Source organism: Brevundimonas sp. EYE_349, assembly GCF_023147505.1.
Taxonomy (GTDB): Bacteria; Pseudomonadota; Alphaproteobacteria; order Caulobacterales; family Caulobacteraceae; genus Brevundimonas.
The window spans coordinates 375,544-397,121 of the sequence record NZ_JAHXPB010000002.1; the positions used below are offsets into that span (position 1 = coordinate 375,544).

The 21,578-nt window shown below is 69.0% G+C and carries 18 protein-coding genes, 1 tRNA gene, 1 pseudogene and 1 riboswitch; of the genes and pseudogenes, 10 read left to right on the forward strand and 10 right to left on the reverse strand.

Annotation, left to right across the window (positions count from 1 at the left end; genetic code table 11):
• Nucleotide 1 precedes the first annotated feature (1 nt).
• Nucleotides 2-955 carry a retropepsin-like aspartic protease gene (locus KZX42_RS05590; RefSeq protein ID WP_248117843.1) on the reverse strand — a complete coding sequence of 318 codons (954 nt, stop codon included), beginning with the start codon at nt 953-955 and terminating at the stop codon, nt 2-4.
• A gap of 324 nt (nt 956-1,279) precedes the next feature.
• On the opposite strand from KZX42_RS05590, the gene thrC reads away from it, so the two are divergent.
• Complete coding sequence (gene thrC / locus KZX42_RS05595) at nt 1,280-2,674, forward strand: threonine synthase (RefSeq protein WP_248117845.1); 1,395 nt, start codon at nt 1,280-1,282, stop codon at nt 2,672-2,674.
• 8 nt (nt 2,675-2,682) lie between these two features.
• Here the strand turns inward: thrC and KZX42_RS05600 are convergent, their stop codons facing one another.
• The 4 genes from KZX42_RS05600 to KZX42_RS05615 form a co-directional block, all read right to left on the reverse strand.
• Nucleotides 2,683-2,997 (reverse strand): CsbD family protein, encoded by a 315-nt coding sequence (locus KZX42_RS05600; RefSeq protein WP_248117847.1) that lies wholly within the window; start codon nt 2,995-2,997, stop codon nt 2,683-2,685.
• Nucleotides 2,998-3,083: 86 nt separating this feature from the next.
• A complete protein-coding gene (thrB, locus tag KZX42_RS05605; RefSeq protein WP_248117849.1) occupies nt 3,084-4,049 on the reverse strand; it encodes a homoserine kinase in 966 nt (321 codons plus the stop codon).
• 4 nt (nt 4,050-4,053) lie between these two features.
• On the reverse strand, nt 4,054-5,802 hold the full coding sequence (locus KZX42_RS05610; protein ID WP_248117851.1) for a Gfo/Idh/MocA family oxidoreductase: 1,749 nt from the start codon (nt 5,800-5,802) through the stop codon (nt 4,054-4,056).
• Between the two features lie 100 nt (nt 5,803-5,902).
• Nucleotides 5,903-6,049 carry a hypothetical protein gene (locus tag KZX42_RS05615; RefSeq protein ID WP_248117853.1) on the reverse strand — a complete coding sequence of 49 codons (147 nt, stop codon included), beginning with the start codon at nt 6,047-6,049 and terminating at the stop codon, nt 5,903-5,905.
• A 187-nt stretch (nt 6,050-6,236) separates the two neighbouring features.
• Nucleotides 6,237-6,350, forward strand: a riboswitch (SAM riboswitch).
• Between the two features lie 79 nt (nt 6,351-6,429).
• Between KZX42_RS05615 and KZX42_RS05620 the strand changes: the two genes are divergently transcribed.
• From KZX42_RS05620 to galE, 5 genes and pseudogenes are all read left to right on the forward strand, one after another.
• Nucleotides 6,430-7,485, forward strand: coding sequence for a homoserine O-succinyltransferase (locus KZX42_RS05620; RefSeq protein ID WP_248117855.1), 1,056 nt, complete (start codon nt 6,430-6,432; stop codon nt 7,483-7,485).
• Nucleotides 7,482-8,663, forward strand: coding sequence for a cystathionine gamma-synthase (gene metB, locus KZX42_RS05625; RefSeq protein WP_248117857.1), 1,182 nt, complete (start codon nt 7,482-7,484; stop codon nt 8,661-8,663). Before KZX42_RS05620 ends, metB begins: the two co-directional genes overlap by 4 nt.
• A gap of 52 nt (nt 8,664-8,715) precedes the next feature.
• Nucleotides 8,716-8,790: transfer RNA gene (locus KZX42_RS05630), tRNA-Glu, on the forward strand.
• 216 nt (nt 8,791-9,006) lie between these two features.
• Complete coding sequence (locus KZX42_RS05635) at nt 9,007-9,273, forward strand: hypothetical protein (protein ID WP_248117859.1); 267 nt, start codon at nt 9,007-9,009, stop codon at nt 9,271-9,273.
• A gap of 78 nt (nt 9,274-9,351) precedes the next feature.
• Nucleotides 9,352-10,341, forward strand: a pseudogene (galE, locus tag KZX42_RS05640) (UDP-glucose 4-epimerase GalE); the annotation flags it as partial.
• Nucleotides 10,342-10,351: 10 nt separating this feature from the next.
• On the opposite strand, the gene KZX42_RS05645 reads toward galE, so the two are convergent.
• The 4 genes from KZX42_RS05645 to KZX42_RS05660 all read right to left on the reverse strand — a co-directional run bounded on the left by KZX42_RS05645 (nt 10,352) and on the right by KZX42_RS05660 (nt 15,853).
• The gene (locus KZX42_RS05645) at nt 10,352-11,296 is read right to left on the reverse strand and encodes a hypothetical protein (protein WP_248117861.1); all 945 of its coding nucleotides are present in this window, start codon (nt 11,294-11,296) and stop codon (nt 10,352-10,354) included.
• 4 nt (nt 11,297-11,300) lie between these two features.
• Entirely contained in the window at nt 11,301-12,461 is a 1,161-nt protein-coding gene (carA, locus tag KZX42_RS05650) for a glutamine-hydrolyzing carbamoyl-phosphate synthase small subunit (RefSeq protein ID WP_248117863.1), read from the reverse strand.
• 93 nt (nt 12,462-12,554) lie between these two features.
• Entirely contained in the window at nt 12,555-14,792 is a 2,238-nt protein-coding gene (locus KZX42_RS05655; protein WP_248117865.1) for a glycoside hydrolase family 3 N-terminal domain-containing protein, read from the reverse strand.
• 281 nt (nt 14,793-15,073) lie between these two features.
• The gene (locus tag KZX42_RS05660) at nt 15,074-15,853 is read right to left on the reverse strand and encodes a ZIP family metal transporter (RefSeq protein ID WP_248117867.1); all 780 of its coding nucleotides are present in this window, start codon (nt 15,851-15,853) and stop codon (nt 15,074-15,076) included.
• Nucleotides 15,854-15,920: 67 nt separating this feature from the next.
• Here KZX42_RS05660 and proB point away from each other — a divergent pair, with 67 nt between their 5' ends.
• The 4 genes from proB to KZX42_RS05680 are packed head-to-tail and all read left to right on the forward strand — an operon-like array spanning nt 15,921 to nt 18,918.
• Complete coding sequence (gene proB / locus KZX42_RS05665; RefSeq protein ID WP_248117869.1) at nt 15,921-17,078, forward strand: glutamate 5-kinase; 1,158 nt, start codon at nt 15,921-15,923, stop codon at nt 17,076-17,078.
• On the forward strand, nt 17,075-18,337 hold the full coding sequence (locus KZX42_RS05670; RefSeq protein ID WP_248117871.1) for a glutamate-5-semialdehyde dehydrogenase: 1,263 nt from the start codon (nt 17,075-17,077) through the stop codon (nt 18,335-18,337). Before proB ends, KZX42_RS05670 begins: the two co-directional genes overlap by 4 nt.
• 43 nt (nt 18,338-18,380) lie before the next feature.
• A complete protein-coding gene (locus KZX42_RS05675; protein WP_248117873.1) occupies nt 18,381-18,596 on the forward strand; it encodes an AbrB/MazE/SpoVT family DNA-binding domain-containing protein in 216 nt (71 codons plus the stop codon).
• Complete coding sequence (locus KZX42_RS05680) at nt 18,583-18,918, forward strand: type II toxin-antitoxin system PemK/MazF family toxin (protein ID WP_248117874.1); 336 nt, start codon at nt 18,583-18,585, stop codon at nt 18,916-18,918. Before KZX42_RS05675 ends, KZX42_RS05680 begins: the two co-directional genes overlap by 14 nt.
• A gap of 59 nt (nt 18,919-18,977) precedes the next feature.
• On the opposite strand, the gene KZX42_RS05685 is transcribed toward KZX42_RS05680, so the two are convergent.
• On the reverse strand, nt 18,978-21,413 hold the full coding sequence (locus KZX42_RS05685; RefSeq protein WP_248117876.1) for a membrane-bound PQQ-dependent dehydrogenase, glucose/quinate/shikimate family: 2,436 nt from the start codon (nt 21,411-21,413) through the stop codon (nt 18,978-18,980).
• Nucleotides 21,414-21,578 lie beyond the last annotated feature (165 nt).

The following is a 21,578-nucleotide window of genomic DNA, read 5'->3' on the forward strand; positions in this document are numbered from 1 at the left end:
CCTAGCCGACCGTGATCTGCATCGGCCGCTCGACGAACAGGCGCGGGCCGCGCAGGTCCAGGATGACGCGGCGATCCTCAAACGCCGCCATCCCCACCAGGGCCTTGGGAAAGCCCGGCACGGCCACGTCGTCATAGATGGCCACGGCCGCCTGCCGATAAAGTTCGTCGCCGATGGTCAGGGTGCGGACGATCACCGTCTCGGCGCCCACCACGCCGCCCAGCACGATGCTCTGGCCCGGCGTCCGCGCGCGCCCGTCCAGCAGGCCCGCAGCCTGCGCCGTCTCGCGCGTGAGGGCCAGCACGGCCGAGGCGCCCGTGTCGATCACCGCATCGACCGCCGCCCCCTCCACCGTGATCGCCGCCTGCAGCGCCTTGCCCGCCCGCGTCACCGCGATGGATGCGGCTCCCGGCGGCGGCGCCCAGCCGTCTCGCGACATCAGCCTGATCCGACGCCGGCGGGTATCCAGTTCCAGGATCAGTTCGCGCAGCACGTCCTGGCCCAGGATCAGAGGCGCGCCCAGTCCCTTGTCGCTGGCCAGCGGCCCCAGACCCAGTATGGCGGCGCGCAAACCGTCCAGCCGCACCGCCTGGGCGCCGCCGATCTGGACGTCCAATGTCGCGCCGCGCCCGACCTGGGCCTGACCGCCGACGCCATAGGCCACCATGGGGATGTCGAACACCTGGGTCAGGCCCAGGGTCGCGACCAGCGAACGGTCGATCACCGAATACTGCGCGCCGGAATCGATCAGCGCCCGCACAGGCCGCCCATTCACCGAGACCTCCACCGTGGGGGTGCTGGCGCGCGGCTCGGCGTAGCCTAGCCAGTCGCTCGCCCCGGCGGCGGGAAAGACCACCGTCGGCGCCTTCCACAGCACATGGTCGCGCAGCCACCAGGCCCCGCCCACGCCCCCGGCGATCAGCCCCAGCCGGATCAGAAGATCGCGTCGTCTCATGCGTCTGACATGGACTGTCGCGGCGGCGGGCGCCAGCGGGGCGATGTCGCAACGCCCGTTCTCTCACCACTTACGCTCCGTCATCCTCACCCCTGTGGCGAGGTTCCATAATCCCGGCATGTCCACAAGATGCGCGAGCGGCAGGACCCCGAGGGTACGGCTCCCAATCAGCGACACAGGCGGCATGAAATTGCCGCGACGCCCCGATTTTGCGCTGTGGATGCGGCCGCACCGTCACAGCACCTGGCAAGCCGACAAAATCATACCTGTATTGGCCAGAAACCGGATGACGCCGCGCCGTTCGCTGGTTACGACCAAGCCGCCATGACGACTTCCAGCGCCCGCTACGTCTCGACCCGAGGCCAATCGCCCGAAACCGATTTCTCCGACGCCCTGCTGCGGGGCATCGCGCCCGACGGCGGCCTCTATATGCCGACCGCCTGGCCCGCCCTGTCGCCCGACGCATGGACCGGCGAGGCGGACTACAAACGCATCGCCCTTCAGGTCCTGACGCCCTTCGTCGGCGACGCCCTGCCGACCGGCGCCCTGGAACGGGCGCTGGATCGGCTGGCGGCCGGCTTCGACCATCCGATGGTCACGCCCCTGGTGGAGCTGGAGCCGGGTCTGTTCGTGCTGGAGCTTTTCCACGGTCCGACCGCGGCCTTCAAGGACCTGGCCATGCAGCTGGTCGCCAGTCTGACGGACGAGGCCTTGGCCGCCTCGGGCGAGCGGCTGACCATTCTGACCGCCACGTCGGGCGACACGGGCGCGGCCGCCGTGCGCGCCTTCGCCGGGGCGAAATCCGTCGATCTGGTCGTGCTGCACCCGCTGGATCGCGTCTCGCCGATCCAGCGCAAACAGATGACGACGGTCCAGGCGGACAATGTGCTGAACCTGGCCGTGCGTGGCGATTTCGACGACTGCCAGCGGTTGGTGAAGGGGCTTCTGGCCGACGACGCCCTGCGCGCGCGGGGCCGCCTGTCGTCGGTCAACTCCATCAACTGGGCGCGGCTGGCGGGTCAGATTCCCTATTATGTCTCCGCCACCGCCCAGTTGGGTCAGGCCGCGACCTTCGTCGTCCCGACCGGCAATTTCGGCGACGCCTTCGCCGGCATCGCCGCGACCCGGATGGGACTGCCGTCTAACGGCTTCGTCGCGGCGGTGAACCAGAACGACGCCCTGGCCCGCGCGCTCAACGACGGCCTCTATTCGCGCCGTCCGGCGGTGGAGAGCGGCAGCGTCTCCATGGATGTTCAGGCGCCGTCCAACTTCGAACGGCTGGTGTTCGAGGCGACCGGCCGCGATGCCGACGCCACCCGCACGGTGTTCGAAAGCTTCGCCCGCGACGGCGCAGCAGCCTTCGATCCGGCCCTGCTGGCGGCCCTCCGCGCCGAGGTTTCGGCCGTCTCGATCGACGAGGACGAGACTCGCGCCGAAATCGCCTACGCCTATGAGGCCTGGGGCCGCGTCATCTGTCCGCACACGGCCGTCGCCCTCGCCGCCGCCCGGCGGCAGGATCGCGCCAAGGGGCCGGTCGTCGCCCTGTCCACCGCCCATCCGTCCAAGTTCGGCGCCTTCGTCTCGAACGTGCTGGGCTTCGAACCCGAGCCCGCAAACGTCGTCGCCGCCCTGGGCGACAAGCCCGAGCGGTTAACGGTCGTCGATGGAACAATGGCGGCGGCGCGGGATGCGGTGGCGGCCTTTTCAGGCCGCCACTGAACCCGAGCTTAGCGTCGACCGCCGCCGGTCAGGGCGCGCAGGAGCAGCAGGCCGACGCCGGCGACCGACAGGGTGGTGACCAGCGGACGCTTGCGCGCCTCGGCCGCGACGGTGCGGGCCTTGTCGCGATAGTCGGCGGGCGCCTTCTCGACCAGGCGATCCACGGCGTCCATGGCCTTGCCGAAGGTCTCCAGCGACTTGCCCTTGGCGTCGTTATAGGCGCCTTCGACCTGCATCTTCTGGTCGCCGACCAGATTGCCGAAAGCCTTCTGCGCCTTGCCCTGCACCTGCGAAGCGGCGCCGTTGATCTGTTCGTCAGTCATGATGTCATCCTCGGGGAGAGCGGCGGTTTTCGCCGTTGATCACAGAAATCCCGGCTGTCGCTTTCGGTTCCCGCAATGGCGCCGCTTCAGGCCATTTCCACCGCCCGCCAGTGGTCCAGGCGGCGCAGGAACACGGCCGGGTCCTTGGGCGTGACCAGGTTGGCCGGGTCGTGAAAGATGCGGTCGTGCAGCCGCGTGACCGTGAAGCGCAGGGCGGCGGCCTCGCCCAGGCGCGGCAGAGCCACGCGCTCGGCGGGGCTCAGGGGCCGCACGGCCTCGTAGCCGCGCTGGAAGGCCGCCAGGGCCTCGGGCATGGGCCGTCCCTCGGCGTCGAAGCCCCAGGCCGACAGGGCGATGGCCAGGTCATAGGCGAAGGCGCCGTCGCAGCCGAAATAGAAGTCGATGACCGCCGACACCGCCCCATCCGCGAACAGCACATTATCGGGGAAGTAGTCGGCGTGGATCGCCCCGCCCGGCAGGTCGTCCGTGAACGGATCGCCCAGCCGCGTCAACGCCGCCTGGACCTGTTTCAACAGCGCCCGGTCCGTATCCGAGGCGCGCGTGAGCCCCCCGGCGCACCGATCCGCCAGTTTCCGCCAGACCGCCGGCCCCACCGGATTGGCGCGACGCAGGGGAAAATCGGCCGCCGTCTGGTGCAGGCGCGCCAGGACCGCGCCCGCCGCCGCCTGATCCGCCGCGTCAGGATGGCGCAGCCAGGCGCCGGTCTTCCATTCGATCACCGCCGCCGCCCGATCGTTCAGCCGCCCCAGCCAGCCGCCCGACCGATCCGAAATCGGCATCGGGCAGGAAAAGCCCCGCCCCGCCAGATGGGCCGTCAGCCCCAGGCAGAACGGCAGGGAGGCGGCGTCGGTCCGCCCCTCGAACAGGGTCAGGACGAACCGTCGCGTCACGCCGTCCTGCTGCGTCTCCAGCCGGTAGTTGGTGTTCTCCACCCCCTCGGCGATGGCGGTCAGCGACACCGCCTCGCCGATGTCATAGCCGGTCAGAAAGGCGCGCGCCTGGTCCAGGGAAACGGAGGTGAAGACGGCCATGGACCTAATTCAGCCCCACATCGGCGCGGCGCGCACGGACGATCTCGGCCAGGTCCGCCATGATGCTCTCGGTCGTGGCCCAGCGCCCGGCGCCGCGCCCGCGACAGCGCCACACCCGGCCGTCAGCGCCATAGACTTTCAGCGCATTGCCCTCGCCGCACAGGTTGGAGAACAGGGGGTCGCCATGGTCGGCGTTCAGCGACACGGACGGGCTGATCACCCCATCCTTCAGATGGGCGGCGCCGATCTGGCGAACCCCGCCCTCGGCGGAGGTTTCCTCGGTCAGGTGGTCGCGCGGCACGTCGCCATCGGGCGACCGGCCGAACGCCTCGTGGCACAGCAGGCGCACCTTGGCCGCCGCATCCAGACCTTCGAGGTCCGACGACGGATCTTCCTCCGCGAAGCCCGCCGCGCGGGCGTCGGCCAGGGCCTCGCTGAAGGCCGCGCCGTCGCCCAGCCGCTCCAGCATGAAGTTGACCGTGCCGTTCAGCACCGCCTCGAACCCGACCACCTCGCCGGCCGCGCGGGCGGCGCGCACCGTTTCGACCATGGGCGCCCCGCCGCCGACCGAGGCCGACCAGAAGACGCGACGGCCGTGCTGTCGGGCCAGGTCCTGCAAGCCGCCGGGATCGCGGCTGACCGCCTGCTTGTTGGCGCTGGCCACGTCGCAGCCCGCCTCCAGCGCGGCGCGGATCACCGCATGACCCGCCTCGCCCTCCGACAGGGCCTCCAACACGATGTCAGGTTTGCGCGACAGCAGGTCGTCGGCGCTGGCCGTGAACAGAGAGGGCGGGCAGGCCACGTCGCGGGCCTTGTTCGGATTGCGCACCAGCACCCCGACGACGTCGTATCGTGGATCGGCCAGCAGCCGGCCCAGCACCCCGCCGCCCACCACGCCGCACCCGGCGACCGCCACCCTCAGCGGCGGCAGGGCCGGGGCCGGCCCGGGGGGCGCCGACTTGTCGCCGATCACCGTGCCGTCCGCCCGGTCCAGCGCCGCCACCTCGATCTCGACCCCACGGCTTTCGCCCAGGTCGATGGCGTCGTGCTGCACCAGGGCCCCGCCCAGCTTGCGCGCCACGTCCCAGGACGCGCGGCGATAGCGCAGGGCCGGGGCCGTCTTGTCGTTGGGATCGTGGTCGTAGAGACCGTCCACATCCTTGACCAGCCGCACCTTCTTCAACCCCAGTTCGGCCGCCAGGAAAACCGCCGTCAGGTCCGATCCGCCGCGTCCCAGCAAGGCCACCCGCCCGTCCGGCCGCACGGCGCCGAAACCGGGCACCACCACAACCTCATGCCGGTCCAGCGCCTGTTTCAGATGATCGGCGCGCAGGCCGCAGGGTCGCGAATGTTCCGGCTCGCCTTCCGCCACAATGCCCAGTTCGCGCACCGACAGGGCGCAGGCGTCCAGGCCGATCCGGTCGCAGGCGATGGCGACCAGGGCCGCCGACTTTTCCTCGCCCAGGGCCACATAGCCGGGCAGCAGGTCGTTGGAATGGGTTAAGCCCAACGCCCGCGCCTCGCTCAGCAGCCGATCCGTCGCCCCGCCGAAGGCCGAGACCACCGCCACCACCTTTCGCCCCGCCCGGACATGACCATAGACGGCCGAGGCCACCAGCGGCGCCTCTGCCGGGCTTCGCAGGATGGACGAGCCGAACTTCAGCACCACGACTTCGGGGGCGGGATCGGCGGCGAGCCGACAATCGGGATTGAGCGGTTCGGATGTCTCTACGACGGCGAGGGAGGCGGACATGGGGTTCTCGGATTTCTGCGTGGAGCGTGGGGTGAAAAGAAAAACCCCGCCTGGCGGACCGGGCGGGGTTCGGGTTCTGCGTTCGCCTGTGTTCGGCGTGCTAAACTCGTCCCGCCCGACTGGGCATGGTGGTGGCGCCGGTCGTGCCGCCGATAATGGTTCCGCCGAGGGTCGCGCCCATGCCGAAGACCGTCGCGGCGAGGCCGGCGACGGTGGTGACTTCGGCGATGAACGAGCGCTGCGGCACGGGACAGGTCCGGTTGAAATCTTGGCCTAGGGTGATTGGCGCACCCCCGGTCTGTCAAGCGGCCGTGGATGATTTTTTCACGACAGCGCCATTTGCGTTCTTTTTGCACCTCGCGTCATCGCCCGAGCCCTGCATTGAGGTCGAATTTTCCGCTTGACCGGTGCCGCCTGTTTGATCAACGTAAAGTCACTCATCAAGACCGGCTGAGGGATTAGGCCCTTTGACGCCGGGGCAACCATCGGGTTCCGCCCGAAACGGTGCCAACTCCTGCGGGGTCCTTCGGGGTCGCGAGAGATGAGTGGAGCATCGACGAGGCGACGCTCCACGATCTGTCACCGCATCGAGCCTTGCTGAGGCGAGAACGATGCGGACGACGATTGATGACCCTGGCTGAAACATCCCTGCTTGAAGAGCCCTTCTGTCGGCCCCAGCCGATCGACGCGCCGGCCGTGCGCGAACCGACGCGCGAACGCGGCGGGGCCCGTGACGTCATCGTCTCCATCCCCGCCGACTTCCGCCTGACTTCGGGCGAAAAACTGAACCAACCCAATATCGTGGGCCGCCTTCATGGCCGGGCGGGCGCGCCCGTCGTCGTCGTCGCGGGCGGCATTTCCGCGGGGCGTTTCGTCCACCGCACCGAGACCAACGGCCTGGGCTGGTGGTCGGGCGCCGTGTCGGTGCGCGGCCCTATCGACCTGAGCCGCTTCCAGGTTCTGGCCGTGGATTTCGCCCCCGGCGCCGAGTTTCTGGACACGCCCGTCACCATCACCACCCAGGATCAGGCGCGCCTGCTTGCCTTGGTGCTGACCCATCTGAAGATCGAGCGGATCGCCGCCTTCGTCGGCTGCTCCTACGGCGGCATGGTCGCCCTGGCCTTCGCGGAACTGTTTCCCGACTGGGCCGAGCAGCTGATCGTCGTGTCCGCCGCCCACCGCGCCCACCCCCAGGCCACGGCCTGGCGCGGCATCCAGCGCCGCATCCTGCAGTTCGCCGTCGCCGCCGGTCGCCCGGAGGAAGGCGTCGCCCTGGCCCGCGAACTGGCCATGACCACCTATCGCACGGCCGAGGAGTTCCACGACCGTTTCGATACGACCGCGCCTGCGGCCGTCGGCGGCGCCTATCCTGTGTGCGACTATCTGACGGCGCGGGGCCGGGCCTACCGCACCCACACCACCCCGGCCCGCTGGCTGTCGATGTCCGATTCCCTGGATCGCCACAGCGTGACGCCCGAGGCCATTTCAACCCCCGTCACCCTGATCGGCTTCACTTCCGACCGGCTGGTGCCGATCGACGACATCCGCGAACTGGCCGCGCGGCTGCCGACCCTGTGGCGCTTCGTCGAGGCGCCCTCCCTCTATGGCCACGACGCCTTTCTGAAGGAGGACGCCTTCGTGGGCGACATCCTCCGCGCCGCCTTCAAGGACATCAAAGCATGACTTCCCGTCCCGCCAATCCGCACACCATCGCCGCCCGCACGGGCGTGGATTCGGACACGGCACATGGCGCGGTCATGCCCCCGCTCTATCTGTCATCCAACTATTCCTTCGCGGGCTTCGAGCAGAAGCGGAAGTATGACTACAGCCGCTCGGGCAATCCGACGCGCGACGTCCTGGCCGAGACCCTGACCGAGCTGGAAGGCGGCGCGGGCGCCGTGATCACCGCCACCGGCATGGCCGCGGTCGACCTGCCCCTTGCCCTGCTGGAGCCGGGCGATCTTCTGATCGCGCCGCACGACTGTTACGGCGGCACCTGTCGCCTGCTGAACGCCCGCGCCAAGAAGGGCCATTTCGAGCTGCTGCTGGTCGACCAAGGCGATCCCGTCGCCCTGGAGGCGGCCCTGGCGTTGAAGCCCAGGCTGGTGCTGGTCGAAACCCCGTCCAACCCCCTGCTGCGCCTGGTCGACGTCGCCGACATCTGCACCCGCGCCCATGCGGCGGGCGCCAAGGTCGTCTGCGACAACACCTTCCTGTCGCCCGCGCTGCAGAACCCGATCAAGCTGGGCGCCGACTTCGTGGTTCACTCCACGACCAAGTTCATCAACGGCCATTCCGACGTGGTGGGCGGCGCCGTCATCTCGGCCGACGCCGAGGATCATCAGACCCTGGCCTGGTGGGCCAACTGCACCGGCGTGACCGGATCGCCGTTCGACGCCTATCTGACCCTGCGCGGCGTACGCACACTGTTCGCCCGCATCGAGCGCCAGCAGGCCACGGCGGGCAAGATCGCCGAGTTGTTGAACGCCCATCCGGCGGTCAAGGTCGTCCACTATCCCGGCCTGAAGTCCCACCCCAGCCATGCCCTGGTCGCCGCCCAGCAGGCCGGCCCCGGCGCCATGCTCAGCTTCGAGCTGGAAGGCGGGACCGGCGCCGTGCGCGACCTGGTCGAAGCGCTGGAGATTTTCACCCTGGCGGAATCGCTGGGCGGGGTCGAAAGCCTGATCGCCCACCCCGCCACCATGACCCACGCCGCCATGACGCCGGAGCAGCGCGCCACCGCCGGGATCGGCGACGGCCTGGTGCGCCTGTCTGTCGGGCTGGAGCATGTCGAGGATCTGATCGGCGACCTGTTCCCGGCCTTGGACGCCCTGGCGCCCGTCAAGGCGGAAGCCGCATAAGTTTTCGCTTGCAGAGGGGACCGAACCGGGGCACATGCGCCGCCCCGGCCGCGGTCCCTTCGTCTATCGGTTAGGACGTCAGGTTTTCAACCTGAAAAGAGGGGTTCGACTCCCCTAGGGACTGCCACCGGCGACGCCTCCACGACCGTTCCGATCCGCCGCGTCGAGCGAACGCTCCGCCCCCGGATTAACCTTCTGGTAATCACTATGTTCGGATCGCGGCGGTAAGCCTTTCGATTCACAGACTTTTTTCGGCCGCACTCAGGAACTATCCACAGGGACTGTGGTTAATCCACCGTGAACGCGGCGCAGAAGCGCCCTCCCCTCCCGCACCGAGATCGTCATGTTTATCGCCATCGCCCGCCCGGCGGTGGAGCCCCAAGGCCCCGACGCCGTCGCCGTCCCCGGCTCTCCCGCCATCGCTGAACTGTCGCCCCGCGCCCTCCATGCGCGCCTTCTCGAAAACGCCGCCTTGCGCCGCCTGCGCGGGCTGGAACGCCGTCGCGAGCATCGGCTCGACGATGCCGAATACTGGCTTCACGCCGCCCCCATCGCCGTTCGGAAAGCCAGCGCCCTGCGCGAGGAACGCAGCTTCTCGCCCCTGCCGTGACGGACTTCACCTACCTCAGATAACTTTGTTTGGCATCAGGGGTTGTCCAAACGGCCTTTGATGTCGACAAGGAGGGGCATGGCCGCTCGCGTCGCGACACTCTCCGTCGGAAAGGCGATCCTGGTCACGGGGGGCGCCGGCTATGTCGGCGCCCATGTGTGTGAAGGCCTGGCCGCCGCAGGATACCGCCCCGTCGTCCTGGACAATCTGTCAACGGGCCGTCGCGCCTTCGCGCGTTGGGGGCCGCTGATCGAGGGGGATGTCTGGGACGCCGAACTGGTGCGTCGGACCCTGGTCGAGCATGACATCCGCGCCGTCCTGCATTTCGCCGCCTCCTCCGTCGTGCCGGAATCGGTGCGCGCGCCGCTCGACTGTTATCGCAACAATTTGGGCGGGCTGTTCGGCCTGTTGGGCGGGATGCGGGCGGCGGGCGTGAACACCCTCGTCTTCTCCAGCACCTGCGCCGTCTATGGCGATCCCGGCGCCGGGCCGATCATCGAGGAGCAGGCGCCGGCGCCCGTCACCCCCTATGGCCGCTCCAAACTGGGGTGCGAACAGATTCTGGCCGACGCCGCCGCCGCCCACGGCCTGAACGCCGTCGCCCTGCGCTATTTCAACGCCAGCGGGGCCTCGGCGTGCGGCCTGATCGGCGAGGACCGGCCGGTCGAGACCCACCTGATCCCGCGCGCCATGATGGCCCTGAAGGGCGGCGTCGACGACTTCGCCGTCTATGGAACCGACTATCCCACGCCGGACGGCACGGCGATCCGCGACTATGTCCATGTGTCGGACCTGGCCCAGGGACATCTGTCGGCCCTGGCGCAACTGCTGGATGGACGCCGCGGCTTTGCGGCCTACAATCTCGGCGCCGGCCAGGGCCATTCGGTGCGTCAGGTTCTGGCGGCGATCATGCGCCATAGCGGCCTGCGGCTGCCCGACGTATCGGGCGAACGCCGCGCTGGCGATCCGGCGCATCTGGTCGCCGACATCGCCCTGGCCCGCCGGGACCTGGGCTTTGCGCCGCGCCAGTCCGACCTGTCCGCCATCGTCGCCAGCGCCTGGGCCTGGCACAACCGCCTCAGCGCAGTTCGGGCATCCGGCGGCGCAGCGAGGCTTTCAGTTTTTCCAGCTTCTGGCCTGCGGATTTCGGCCGCACCCGCTTGCGATGCTCCAGCCCCGCGCCCCAGCGGGCATGGACCGGCGCGTCCAGATGCGGATGGCGGTCGTGCTGATGGACGATGGGGCTGATCCCGCCGTCGGGATTGACCACATGCCCGTCTGCGAACCTCAGCCGCTCGCCGGGCGTCAGGCCCAGCGTCGCCACCCGGCCATAGTTGGCCCGCACCGTCGCCCCGACCAGCCCCCGATGGATGGCCAGGTTGAAGGCCGCCTGATCGGCGCCGAACGCGCCGCCGATCTCCGAACGCGGCGCGGACGCCAGGGCCAGGATCAGCCGCGACAGACGCGAAACCTCTGCACGCGGCCCGACCAGCGTCCCCACGCACAGACAGGCCCTGTCCGCCATCCGATCCGCCTGAGCCTGGCCAAACAGGGCGCGCAGATATTTCATGTTGAAGGCGTGGTCCGCCAGCGGCCCGTCCGCCTCCACGAAGGCCTCTAGTCCTTGCGGCGCGGGATCGAAGGGCGGGGCCTGGAAGATCACGTCGCGTACGTCGCAGGCCAGGGCTGCGCCCGGCCGGTCGCCTAGCAGGCCCGCAAAGGCGACGAACCGCTGCATCACCGGATGGGGCGTCCAGCCGCGCCAAACCGGCGCATCCACGGCCATCACCTCATGACGGGCCAGAAAGGCGCGCAGGTCCGCGTCCTGGTCCACCACCAGAGCGACCGCCCCGTCGAACACGGCCCGCAGCGAGGTCACGAAGGGGGCGATGTCGGCGGCGTCGTATCCCGTGGCAAAGCCAACCACCGCATCGCCATCGGGCAGGGGCGCGAACGCTTCCGTCGCCGCCAGCGCCTGGGCCAGCCAGTCCAGATAGTCCGACCGCGCCGCCCCCTGTTTCATGGCCTCAGCGGTCGCCCATCAGTTCGGCGAACCGGTCGAACAGATACAGGCTGTCGGTCGGTCCGGGCGAAGCCTCGGGGTGGTGCTGGACGCTGAAGATCGGCTTGTCTTTCACCGCGATGCCGCAATTGGTGCCGTCGAACAGGCTGACGTGGGTTTCGGTCACGGCCTGGGGCAGGCTGTCGCGGTCCACGGTGAAGCCGTGGTTCATCGACACAATCTCGACCTTGCCGGTGGTCAGATCCTTGACCGGATGGTTGGCGCCGTGGTGGCCCTGCTCCATCTTCACCGTCTTGGCGCCCAGGGCCAGGGCCAGCATCTGGTGGCCCAGGCAGATGCCCATCAGGGGCTTGCCGCTGGCGACCAGCTTCTGGATTTCCGGCACGGCGTATTCGCCGGTCGCGGCCGGATCGCCCGGACCGTTCGACAGGACCACGCCGTCGGGATTGCGGGCCAGAACCTCTTCCGCCGTCGTCGTGGCGGGAACCACGGTGATCCTGGCGCCGGTCGAGGCGAGAGCGCGCAGGATGTTGCGCTTCACCCCATAGTCGATGACAACGACAGTCTTGCCGCCGGCGACGGTGGGATAGCCTTCCGGCCAGTCCCAGACGCCCTCGTTCCACTCGAAGGCTTGCAGGGTCGAAGCAGGCTTGGCCAGATCCAGACCGACCAGGCCGGTCCAGGCCTTGGCCTGGGCGACCAGGGCGTCCAGGTCGAACTCGCCGTTCGGGTCATGGGCGATCACCGCGTGGGGCGCGCCCTTGTCGCGGATGATCTTGGTCAGGGCGCGGGTGTCGACGCCGGCCAGGCCGACGACGCCGCGCCGCTTCATCCAGTCGTCGAAACTGGCGTCCGAGCGATAGTTGGCCGGATCGGTCGGGAGGTCGCGGAAGATCGCGCCGCGCGCAGAGGTGTCGGACCCGCCGCCCATCTGTTCGATGTCTTCGACGTTCGTGCCGACATTGCCGACGTGCGGGAAGGTGAAGGCCAGGATCTGGCTCATGTAGGACGGGTCGGTCAGGATTTCCTGATAGCCGGTCATGGCGGTGTTGAAGACCACCTCGCCCAGGACCGAACCCACGGCGCCGACGCCGATCCCCTGCAGGATGGTGCCGTCGGCCAGTGCGAGGACGCCCGTCGCGCCCGGAAGAATCTTGGTCGTCATGGGCGCGCTCCTAAAACCGAATCCCGCCCGAACCGGGGCGGGACGCAAACGGCCGGGTCGTTAGGCCCTGCCGCTCGCGCCGTCAACCACGGCTCAACGCCCATCGCTGATGGAGGCCGGTCCGACCAGTTGGAAGGTCGCCGTCACTCCGCCCTGCGCGTGGGGCGCCAGCCAGATGTCGAACAGACCCGGCTCGATCCGATAGGTCTCGTCCGCCCCGATGAAGCCCAGCTGGCGGGCGTTCAGGGTGAAGCTGACCTTGCGGCTCTCGCCGGGGCGCAAGGCCACCCGCTTGAAGTCCTTCAGCAGCCGCCCCGGCTGGGTCAGGCTGGCCACCCGGTCATGGATATAGAGTTGCACCAGCTCCTCGGCCGCGTGTCGGCCGGTATTGGTCACGGCAACCGCCACCTCGAGCGTCCCGGCCCAGGGCAACTGATCCGTCGCCATCTCGATCGGCCCGTATGTGATCGCCCCATAGGTCAGGCCGTAGCCGAACGGATAAAGCGCCGTATTGGGGGTCTCGCGATAGCGGGACTTGTACTCCTCGGTCGCCAGATCGGGATTGGCCGGGCGGCCGGTCGTCTTGCGGTCGTAGGAATAGGGCTGCTGGCCCGACTTGTGCGGGAAGCTGACAGGCAGGCGGGCGGACGGGCCGTGATCGCCGAAGATCACATCGGCGACCGCATGGCCCATCTGTTCGCCCAGGAACCAGGTCACGACGATGGCCTGGGCGTTCTTGACATTGCCTTCCAGCGCCAGGCCCCGGCCGTTTCTCAGCAGGACGACCATGGGCTTGCCCAGGGCCGCCATGGCGTCGACCAGCGCCATCTGCGGGGCCGGCACCACGATCTCGGTGCGCGACTGGGCCTCGCCCGACATATTGGTCGCCTCGCCGATAGCCAGAACGATGACCTCGGCGTCGCGGGCGGCGGCGACAGCCTGTTCGATCCCGCCGTCCAGCGGCGTCTCCACGCCCGAACCGCGCGCGATGGTCAGGTTCTGCGGATCGCGCATGGCGGCGCGGAAGCCGGTCTCCAGCGAGACCCGCCGCTCGGGCGCGCCCCAGATGGTCCACGGCCCCCACACATTGTCCACGTCGTCTGCGAACGGGCCGACCAGGGCGATCTTGCGGCCCTTGTCCAGCGGCAGCAGGTCCTGCTCGTTCTTCAGCAGAACCACCGACTTGCGTCCCGCCTCGCGCGACAGTTCGATGTGTTCGCGCGATCCCACCACGGCCTTTTCGCGCGCAGCGTCGGTGCCGCGATAGGGATCGTCGAACAGGCCCAGCGCCGCCTTGGCGGTCAGGACGCGACGCACCGCCTCGTCCAGCCGCGCCATCGACACCTCGCCCGAGGCCACCAGGCCGGGCAGATGCTCCATATACAGGCCCGACACCATCGACACGTCGACCCCGGCGTTGAAGGCCAGGCGCGTGGCGTCGCGGCCGTCCTCGGCAAAGCCGTGGGCCACCAGTTCCTGCTCGGAGGTGTAGTCCGAGACCACGAAGCCTTCGAAGCCCCACTCTCCGCGCAGGATGTCGGTCAGCAACTTGCGGCTGCCCGAGGCCGGCACGCCGTTCACATCGTTGAAGGCGCTCATGATCGACAGGGCGCCGGCGTCCACCGACGCCTTGAACGGCGGCAGGAACACCCCGCGCAGCGTCTGTTCGCTCATGTCGGTGGTGTTGTATTCGACGCCGCCCACGGCGGCGGAATAGGCGGCCATGTGTTTGGCGGTGGCCAGGACCGCGTCACGGTCGTCCAGGCCCTTTTCGCCTTGGAAGCCGCGCACCCGGGCGGCGGCCAGCAGGTTGTTCAGCAGCACGTCCTCGCCCGCGCCCTCGACGTTGCGGCCCCAGCGCTGGTCTCGCGCCACGTCCACCATCGGCGCATAGGTCTGGTGCACGGCCGAGGCCGCCGTCTCCACCGCCGCCGCGCGTGCGGTCCGATAGGCCAGTTCGGTGTCGAACGCCGCCGCCTCGGCCAGGGGCACGGGGAAGATGGTCGACAGGCCGTGGATCACGTCGGCGGCGAACAGCAGCGGGATCTTCAGCCGGCTTTCCTCCATCGCCACCTGCTGGATGCGACGGCCCGCCTCGGCGCCGATGCCGTTGAACAGCGACCCGACCTTGCCCTCGCGGATCAGGGCGGTGACGCGCGCGGGATCGCCCGTGCCGTCCAGCGGATTCACGGCCGTCGGCATCCAGCGGAACGGATCGGCCAGCAGATTCAACTGCCCGGCCTTCTCCTCGACCGTCATGGCCGCGATCAGATCCTCGATCCTCTGGCGGTGGCGGGCGATGGTGCGGGACGCTTGGGCGGAAACAGGCATGGGGAAGACTCCGGCGCCCATCAGGGCCAAAAGCCCCAGGCCAGACAAGAAATTTCTACGGGAAGCCGCAGGCTTGAGAGGTCGCGTCAACAGTGGCGCTCCTTCAGGGACGAGATCGAGCAGCGAAGCTCAGACGCCTAGCCTCTGGCGACCGACCGCTTCAACCCCCGCCGACGATGTAAATGATGTAACGGCCGCCCGCCCGATCAAGGTCCGTTTCAGCGCCGTGATCGACATGGCCGCCGTCGCTCTGTCGGGGATGCGCCCCGTTCGGCCCCCGCCTATCCCAGGGCGATGTCCAGGAACATCATCCCCACCAGACCGATCATCAGCCCGATCATCGAGCCCTCGCCCTTGGACTTCTCGCGCGTTTCGGGAATGATCTCGGCGGTCACGACATAGATCATGGCGCCGGCCGCCAGACCCAGGCCCCACGGCAGCGCGCCGGGAACCAGATCGACCACGCTGGCCCCGATCAGTCCGCCGACCGGTTCGACCAGGCCGGACGCCAGCGCCGCCAGGAAGGCCGGCCAGCGTCCATAGCCCAGGGTCGCCATCGCGGCCGACACGGCCAGACCCTCCGGCATGTTCTGGATGCCGATGCCGACAGCCGTGGACAGGCCCTGGTGCAGGTCGCCGCCGCCGAAGCTGACTCCCACCGCCGCCCCTTCGGGAAAGTTGTGCAAGGTGATGGCGATGATGAACAGCCAGATGCGCCGCGACAGGTCGCGCGATCCCGCCGGGCCGATGGCCAGCATGTCGACCGGCGCGAACCGGTTCATCAGGCCGATCACCGCCGCCCCGATCAGCACCGCCGTCGCCATGACCCCGGCGGCCATCGCCTGTCCGGCGCCCCCCGCCTGCAGCACGTCCACGCCGGGAATGATCAGCGAAAAGAACGACGCCGCCAGCATGACGCCGGCGGCGAAGCCCAGCAGGGCGCTCTGGGTCTGAACCCCCGCCTTGCGGAAGAACAGCAGCGGCACAGCCCCCACCGCCGTCATCATGCCCGCCGCCAGGCTGCCGAGACCGCCCGCGGCAATCGGGGAAAGGGATTCCATCATCCGTCTGCATTGAGGCGCGACGCGGCAAGAGACAAGCCCGAACCGTGGCGTTAGAGAAAGCTTCATGTCCCAGCGCGCCGCCCTCCCCGCCGGCCCGAACGCTGCGTCGGCGCTTGGCGTCGCGCGGCGGGTCGTGGTCAAGATCGGATCCTCGCTTCTGATCGACGCCGCCACGCGCCGGCCGACGCGCGACTGGCTGGCCGCCATCGCCTCGGACCTGGCCGCGCTGCGCGCCGAAGGGCGCGAGGTCATCGTCGTCTCGTCCGGCTCCATCGCCCTGGGGCGCGGGCGGCTGCCGGCGCTGGGCGTTCGGCTGGAGGACAAGCAGGCGGCGGCCTCGGTCGGGCAGTCCCTGTTGATGGCGGCCTGGTCTGCGGCGCTGGAGCCGCATGGTCTGGTGGCGGGCCAGGTTCTGCTGACGCGCGACGACACCGAACGCCGCCGCCGCTGGCTGAACGGTCGCGCCACCGTCCACGCGCTTCTGGCCCACGGCGTCATTCCCATCGTCAACGAGAACGACACGGTGGCGACCGAGGAAATCCGTTATGGCGACAACGACCGGCTGGCCGCGCGCGCGGCCCAACTGGCGCGAGCGGACCTGCTGATCCTGCTGTCGGACGTGGACGGCCTGTACACCGCCGATCCGCGCCGCGATCCGAACGCCGCCCACCTGCCGCTGATCGAGACCCTTTCGCCCGAGGTCCTGGCCATGGGCGGAGGCGCCAACGCCGCTGCAGGCGTCGGCACGGGCGGCATGGCCACCAAGCTGGCGGCGGCCCAGATCGCACGCTCCGCTGGCTGCGCCACTATCATCGCCTCGGGCCAGGCCCTGTGGCCCCTGACCGCCATCCGCGAGGGCGCGCGGGCCACCCTGATAGTCGCGCCCAATGGCCCGATGGCTGCCTACAAACAGTGGATTGCGGGCAGTCTGTCGCCGGCCGGCGAACTGCGGCTGGACGCCGGGGCCGTCGCCGCCTTGCAGGCGGGCAAGAGCCTGCTGCCCGCAGGCGTCATCGCCATATCGGGCGATTTCGAGAAGGGCGACTGCGTACGCCTGACCGATCCCTCCGGCCTGCCGGTCGGGGTGGGTCTGGCCGCCTACGCCGCCGAAGACGCCGCCCGTATTCGTGGACGCCGCAGCGATGAGATCGAGGCCATCCTCGGCTATCGCGGGGCCTCCGTCCTTATCCACCGAGACGACATGGTTCTGGCTGACCGATGACCGACCTGACCGCACGAATGCTCGACCTGGGCCGCCGCGCCCGCGCCGCCGCCGCAGCCTTGCGCGAGGCGCCCGCCGCCGCCCGCACACGCGCGCTGGCGCTGTTGGCCGAAAAGCTGAAGGCGGCCGAGCCCGCGCTCCTCGACGCCAACGCCCGCGACGTGGAGGCCGCGCGCGCCAGCGGCATGGCCGAGGCCCAGATCGACCGGCTGCTGCTGACGCCCGCCCGCGTGGAGGGCATGGCCCAGGCGGTGGCGACCATCGCCGCCGTGCCTGATCCTCTGGGGGTCGAGACCGAACGCTGGACTCCCGCCAACGGCCTGGATATCGCCCGCGTCCGCACCCCCATCGGCGTGCTGGGCGTCATCTACGAGAGCCGGCCCAACGTCACCGCCGACGCCGCCGCCCTGTGCATCCGCTCGGGCAACGCAGCCATCCTGCGCTGCGGCTCGGACTGTCTGCAGTCGTCCCTGGCCATCGCCGCCCTGATCGCCGAAGCCCTGGCCGAGGCCAGCCTGCCCGCCGACGCGATCCAGCTGGTCGACACCCCCGACCGCCACGCCGTGGGCCTGATGCTGACCGGGCTGGACGGCGCCATCGACGTGATCGTGCCGCGCGGCGGCAAGAGCCTGGTCGCCCGCGTCCAGGCCGAGGCTCGAACGGCGGTGCTGAGCCATCTGGAGGGGCTGAACCACACATATCTGCACCGGTCGGCCGATCTGGAGACCGCCCGCGCCATCGTGCTGAACGCCAAGATGCGCCGCGTCTCGGTCTGCGGCGCGACAGAGACCCTTCTGGTGGACCGGGCGGCGGCCCAGCACCTGTTGCCCCCCATCGCCGCCGACCTGATCGCGGCCGGCTGCGAACTGCGCGGCGACGCCGAGGCGCAAGCGCTGGTCCCCGGCATGGTCCCGGCGGTCGAGAGCGACTGGCTGACGGAATATCTGGCGCCCATGCTGGCCGTCCGCATAGTCGAGGATATGGACGCCGCCGTCGATCACATCGCCCGCTACGGCTCGGGCCATACAGAGGCCATCGTCGCGACCGACCAAGCTGCCGCCGAACGGTTCGCGTCAAAGATCGACAGCGCCATCGTCCTGATCAACGCCTCGACCCAGTTCGCCGACGGCGGAGAGTTCGGCTTCGGCGGCGAAATCGGCATCTCCACCAGCCGCCTTCACGCGCGAGGCCCAGTCGGGGCGGAGCAGCTGACCACCTACAAATACGTCGTGCGCGGCCAGGGGCAGATCAGGCCCTGAAGCCCGGCTTGCCGTCAGTAAGGAAATTCCTTACCTTCATTGCATGATCAAGAGCCGCCTGACATCGAAGGCCCAGACGACCATCCCCCAGGCCGTGCGCGCCGCGCTCAGTCTGCAGGACGGCGACGAACTGCAATATGATCTGGACGGCGACCGGGTGATCCTGCGCAAGGCCCGCCGTGCGCCGGCGGAAGATCCATTCGCGGCGTTCGATGAATGGGACGGCGAGGCGGACCGCAAGGCCTATGCCGGACTTTGAGCGCGGCGACGTCGTCCGCGTCCCCTTCCCCTATACCGACCGCAGCACCCGCCAGCATCGCCCGGCCCTGATCGTCTCCGACGGGCCGCTGGGCGACGGCGACCGGCTTTTGTGGGTCGTGATGATCACCAGCGCCGACAATCGGCCATGGGCCGACGATGTGCCGTTCGGCGATACCTATGCCGACGCCGGCCTGCCCGCGCCGTCTGTCATCCGGCCAGCCAAGATCGCGACCATTGATGTCGCCGTTGCGACCCATCTTGGACGCATCGACGACGATCGGCTGGCGCGGACGATGCAAGCCGTCCGCGCCAGCCTTTGACATTCATCCCACCACTCGGCCTCAAGCAGCGCGAAGCGCGATAGGCCCAGCAAGAGAGCTTATGCTCTGCCCTTGGGCAGAGCATAGGCGATCACGTAATCGCCCTCCGGCGTCTCCATGAAGTGATGGCCCGCCGCCACGATAACCAGATACTGGCGGCCGTTCTGCTCATAGATCATCGGGTTGGCCTGGCCGCCTGCGGGCAGGACGTCGGACCAGACGGTCTTGCCCGTCTCGATGTCGATGGCGCGGATCAGATCGTCGGTCGCCGCGGCGATGAAGATCAGCCCGCCCGCCGTGACGACCGAACCGCCGTTGTTCGGCGTGCCGATCTCAAGCGGCAGCATCGAGGGGATGCCGAAAGGCCCGTTCTTGCGCGCCGTGCCGAACGGACGGTCCCACAGGGTCTTGCCGCTCTGCACGTCGATGGCGCGGATGCCGCCATAGGGAGGCTCCTTGCACAGCAGGCCGGTGAAGGGCATCCGCCAGCCGGCGTTCACGTCGATGGCGTAGGGCACGCCCATCTGCGGGTCGCCCGCGCCTTCGGCCTTGGACAGGTTGCCGCCCCGATTGGCCAGCTCCTTCTCGCGGGCGATGTAGCGGGGGTCGTCGCGCGGGAACCAGCCCAGCCTGTCGGCCTCGGCGCGCGGCACCAGACGGTTGTAGTTGGGCATGTCGTTGTAGTTGGCGATGATCACGCCGCGACGCGGATCCAGCGCCACGCTGCCCCAGTCCGAACCGCCGTTGTAGCCGGGATATTCGATGAAGCGACGATCCACGGTCGGGGGCGTGAACTGGCCCTGATACGACGCCTTCTTGAACTGGATGCGGCAGATCATCTGGTCGATCGGCGACATGCCCCACATATCGGCTTCGCGCAGATCGGGCTTGGCCAGGGTGTTGAACAGCGAATAGGGCTGGGTCGCCGCCCGTTGCGCGGGTTCGACGCCGCCGCGCGGGGCCGGACGATCCTGCACGCCATGCAGGGGTTGGCCGGTGCGGCGGTCCAGCACGAATATCTCGCCGCGCTTGGACGGCAGGATCACGGCAGGCACGACGCCCGACGCCGTGGGCATATCCACCAGCGTGACCTGCGAGCCGAGGTCATAGTCCCAGACGTCCATGCGGACAGTCTGATAATGCCAGCGCGGCTTGCCGGTCGTGACGTCCAGCGCGACCAGGGCGCTGGAGTACTGGTTTTCCTCAGGCCGACGCAGCGACGAATAATAGTCGGCGGCCGAGTTGCCCATCGGCAGATAGACCAGGCCCAGGGCCTCGTCGCCTGTGGCCGTGGTCCACATGTTCGGCGTGCCGGGGGTATAGGTCTGACCGGGCGGCGGGGTGGTGGCGGTCTCGGGACGCATCATGTCCCAGGCGAAGCGCATCTGCCCCGTCACGGCGTCATAGCCCTGGATCACGCCGGATGCGTTCCAGCGCTTTTGGCCGTCCAGAACCTGGTGGCCGGTGACGATGATCCCCCGCACGATGACGGGGGGCGAGGTGATCGACACCATGCCGGGGTAGGGGTCGCCCATCCCTTCCTTGATGCTGACCGCTCCATTGGTCCCGAAGGCGGGGCAAGGCACGCCCGTCCTGGCGTCCAAGGCGATGATGCGGCCGTCCAGCGTGCCTTCGATGATGCGGGTGGCGCAGGGCTGGGCCTGGTCCGCGTTCGGCACGGCGTAATAGGTCACACCCCGGCACGCGGCCGTATAGGGGATCTGCTCGTCCGGCACCTGGGGATCATAGGCCCACTTCTGCTTGCCGGTGTTGGCGTCCAGAGCGAACATCTTGTTGCGCGCCGAGCACAGATAGATGGTGTCGGCGATCTTCAGGGGCGTGGTCTCGGCCCCGAACCGCTGGCCCGGCAGGTCGCCGGTGCGGAAGGTCCAGGCGCGTTCCAGCTGGCCCACATTGTCCTTGTTGATCTGGTTCAGCGGCGAGTAGCGCTGGGCGGCCTCCGATCCGCCATAGGCGGGCCAGTCCACGCCGGCCTTGATCAGCGCCGGATCGCCGAAGGGACCGCGCGCGCCGGGCACAGGGCTATCGACGCCGGGCTGATTGATCTGACCGACCACCAGGCCGAACACCACCGTCAGCACCGCCAGGCCAAGCGCCCCGACGCCGGCCGTGCGACCGCCGCCCCGCCCGGGACGCAGCACCGGCAGGGTCGCCAGAACCAAGAACATCAAGACCAGCGGCCCGACCAGACGCGGGATCATGGCCCAGCCGTTCAGACCCTTCTCCCACAGCGCCCAGACCAGGGTCAGGATGAAGGTCGCGCCATAGATCCAGGCGCCGCGAACGTCGCGATAGACAAGGAAAAAGCCCGACGCGATCAGCGCCAGGCCCGCCAGGAGATAGTACCAGGAGCCGCCCAGCGCGGCGAGCTGAACCCCGCCCACGGTCAGCACCACGCCGATCACGGCCAGAAGCAGGCCGAGAAGCAGGGTCAGCCAGCCTCCCAGACCTGCGGGGGTTGTCCATCGCGGCATGATCGGCCTCTCCTGCTGGGATTGCAGTTGCTGCAACGGTTCAGCTCCCGTCTGGTTCCTAATGTCGCAGGCTCGGAACCAAACAGCGTTGCATCGCAACCAGGGAAATCGGCATCATTTGACGACATAACGTCCGATAGTGGACGATTTATTCTTTTTCGAACG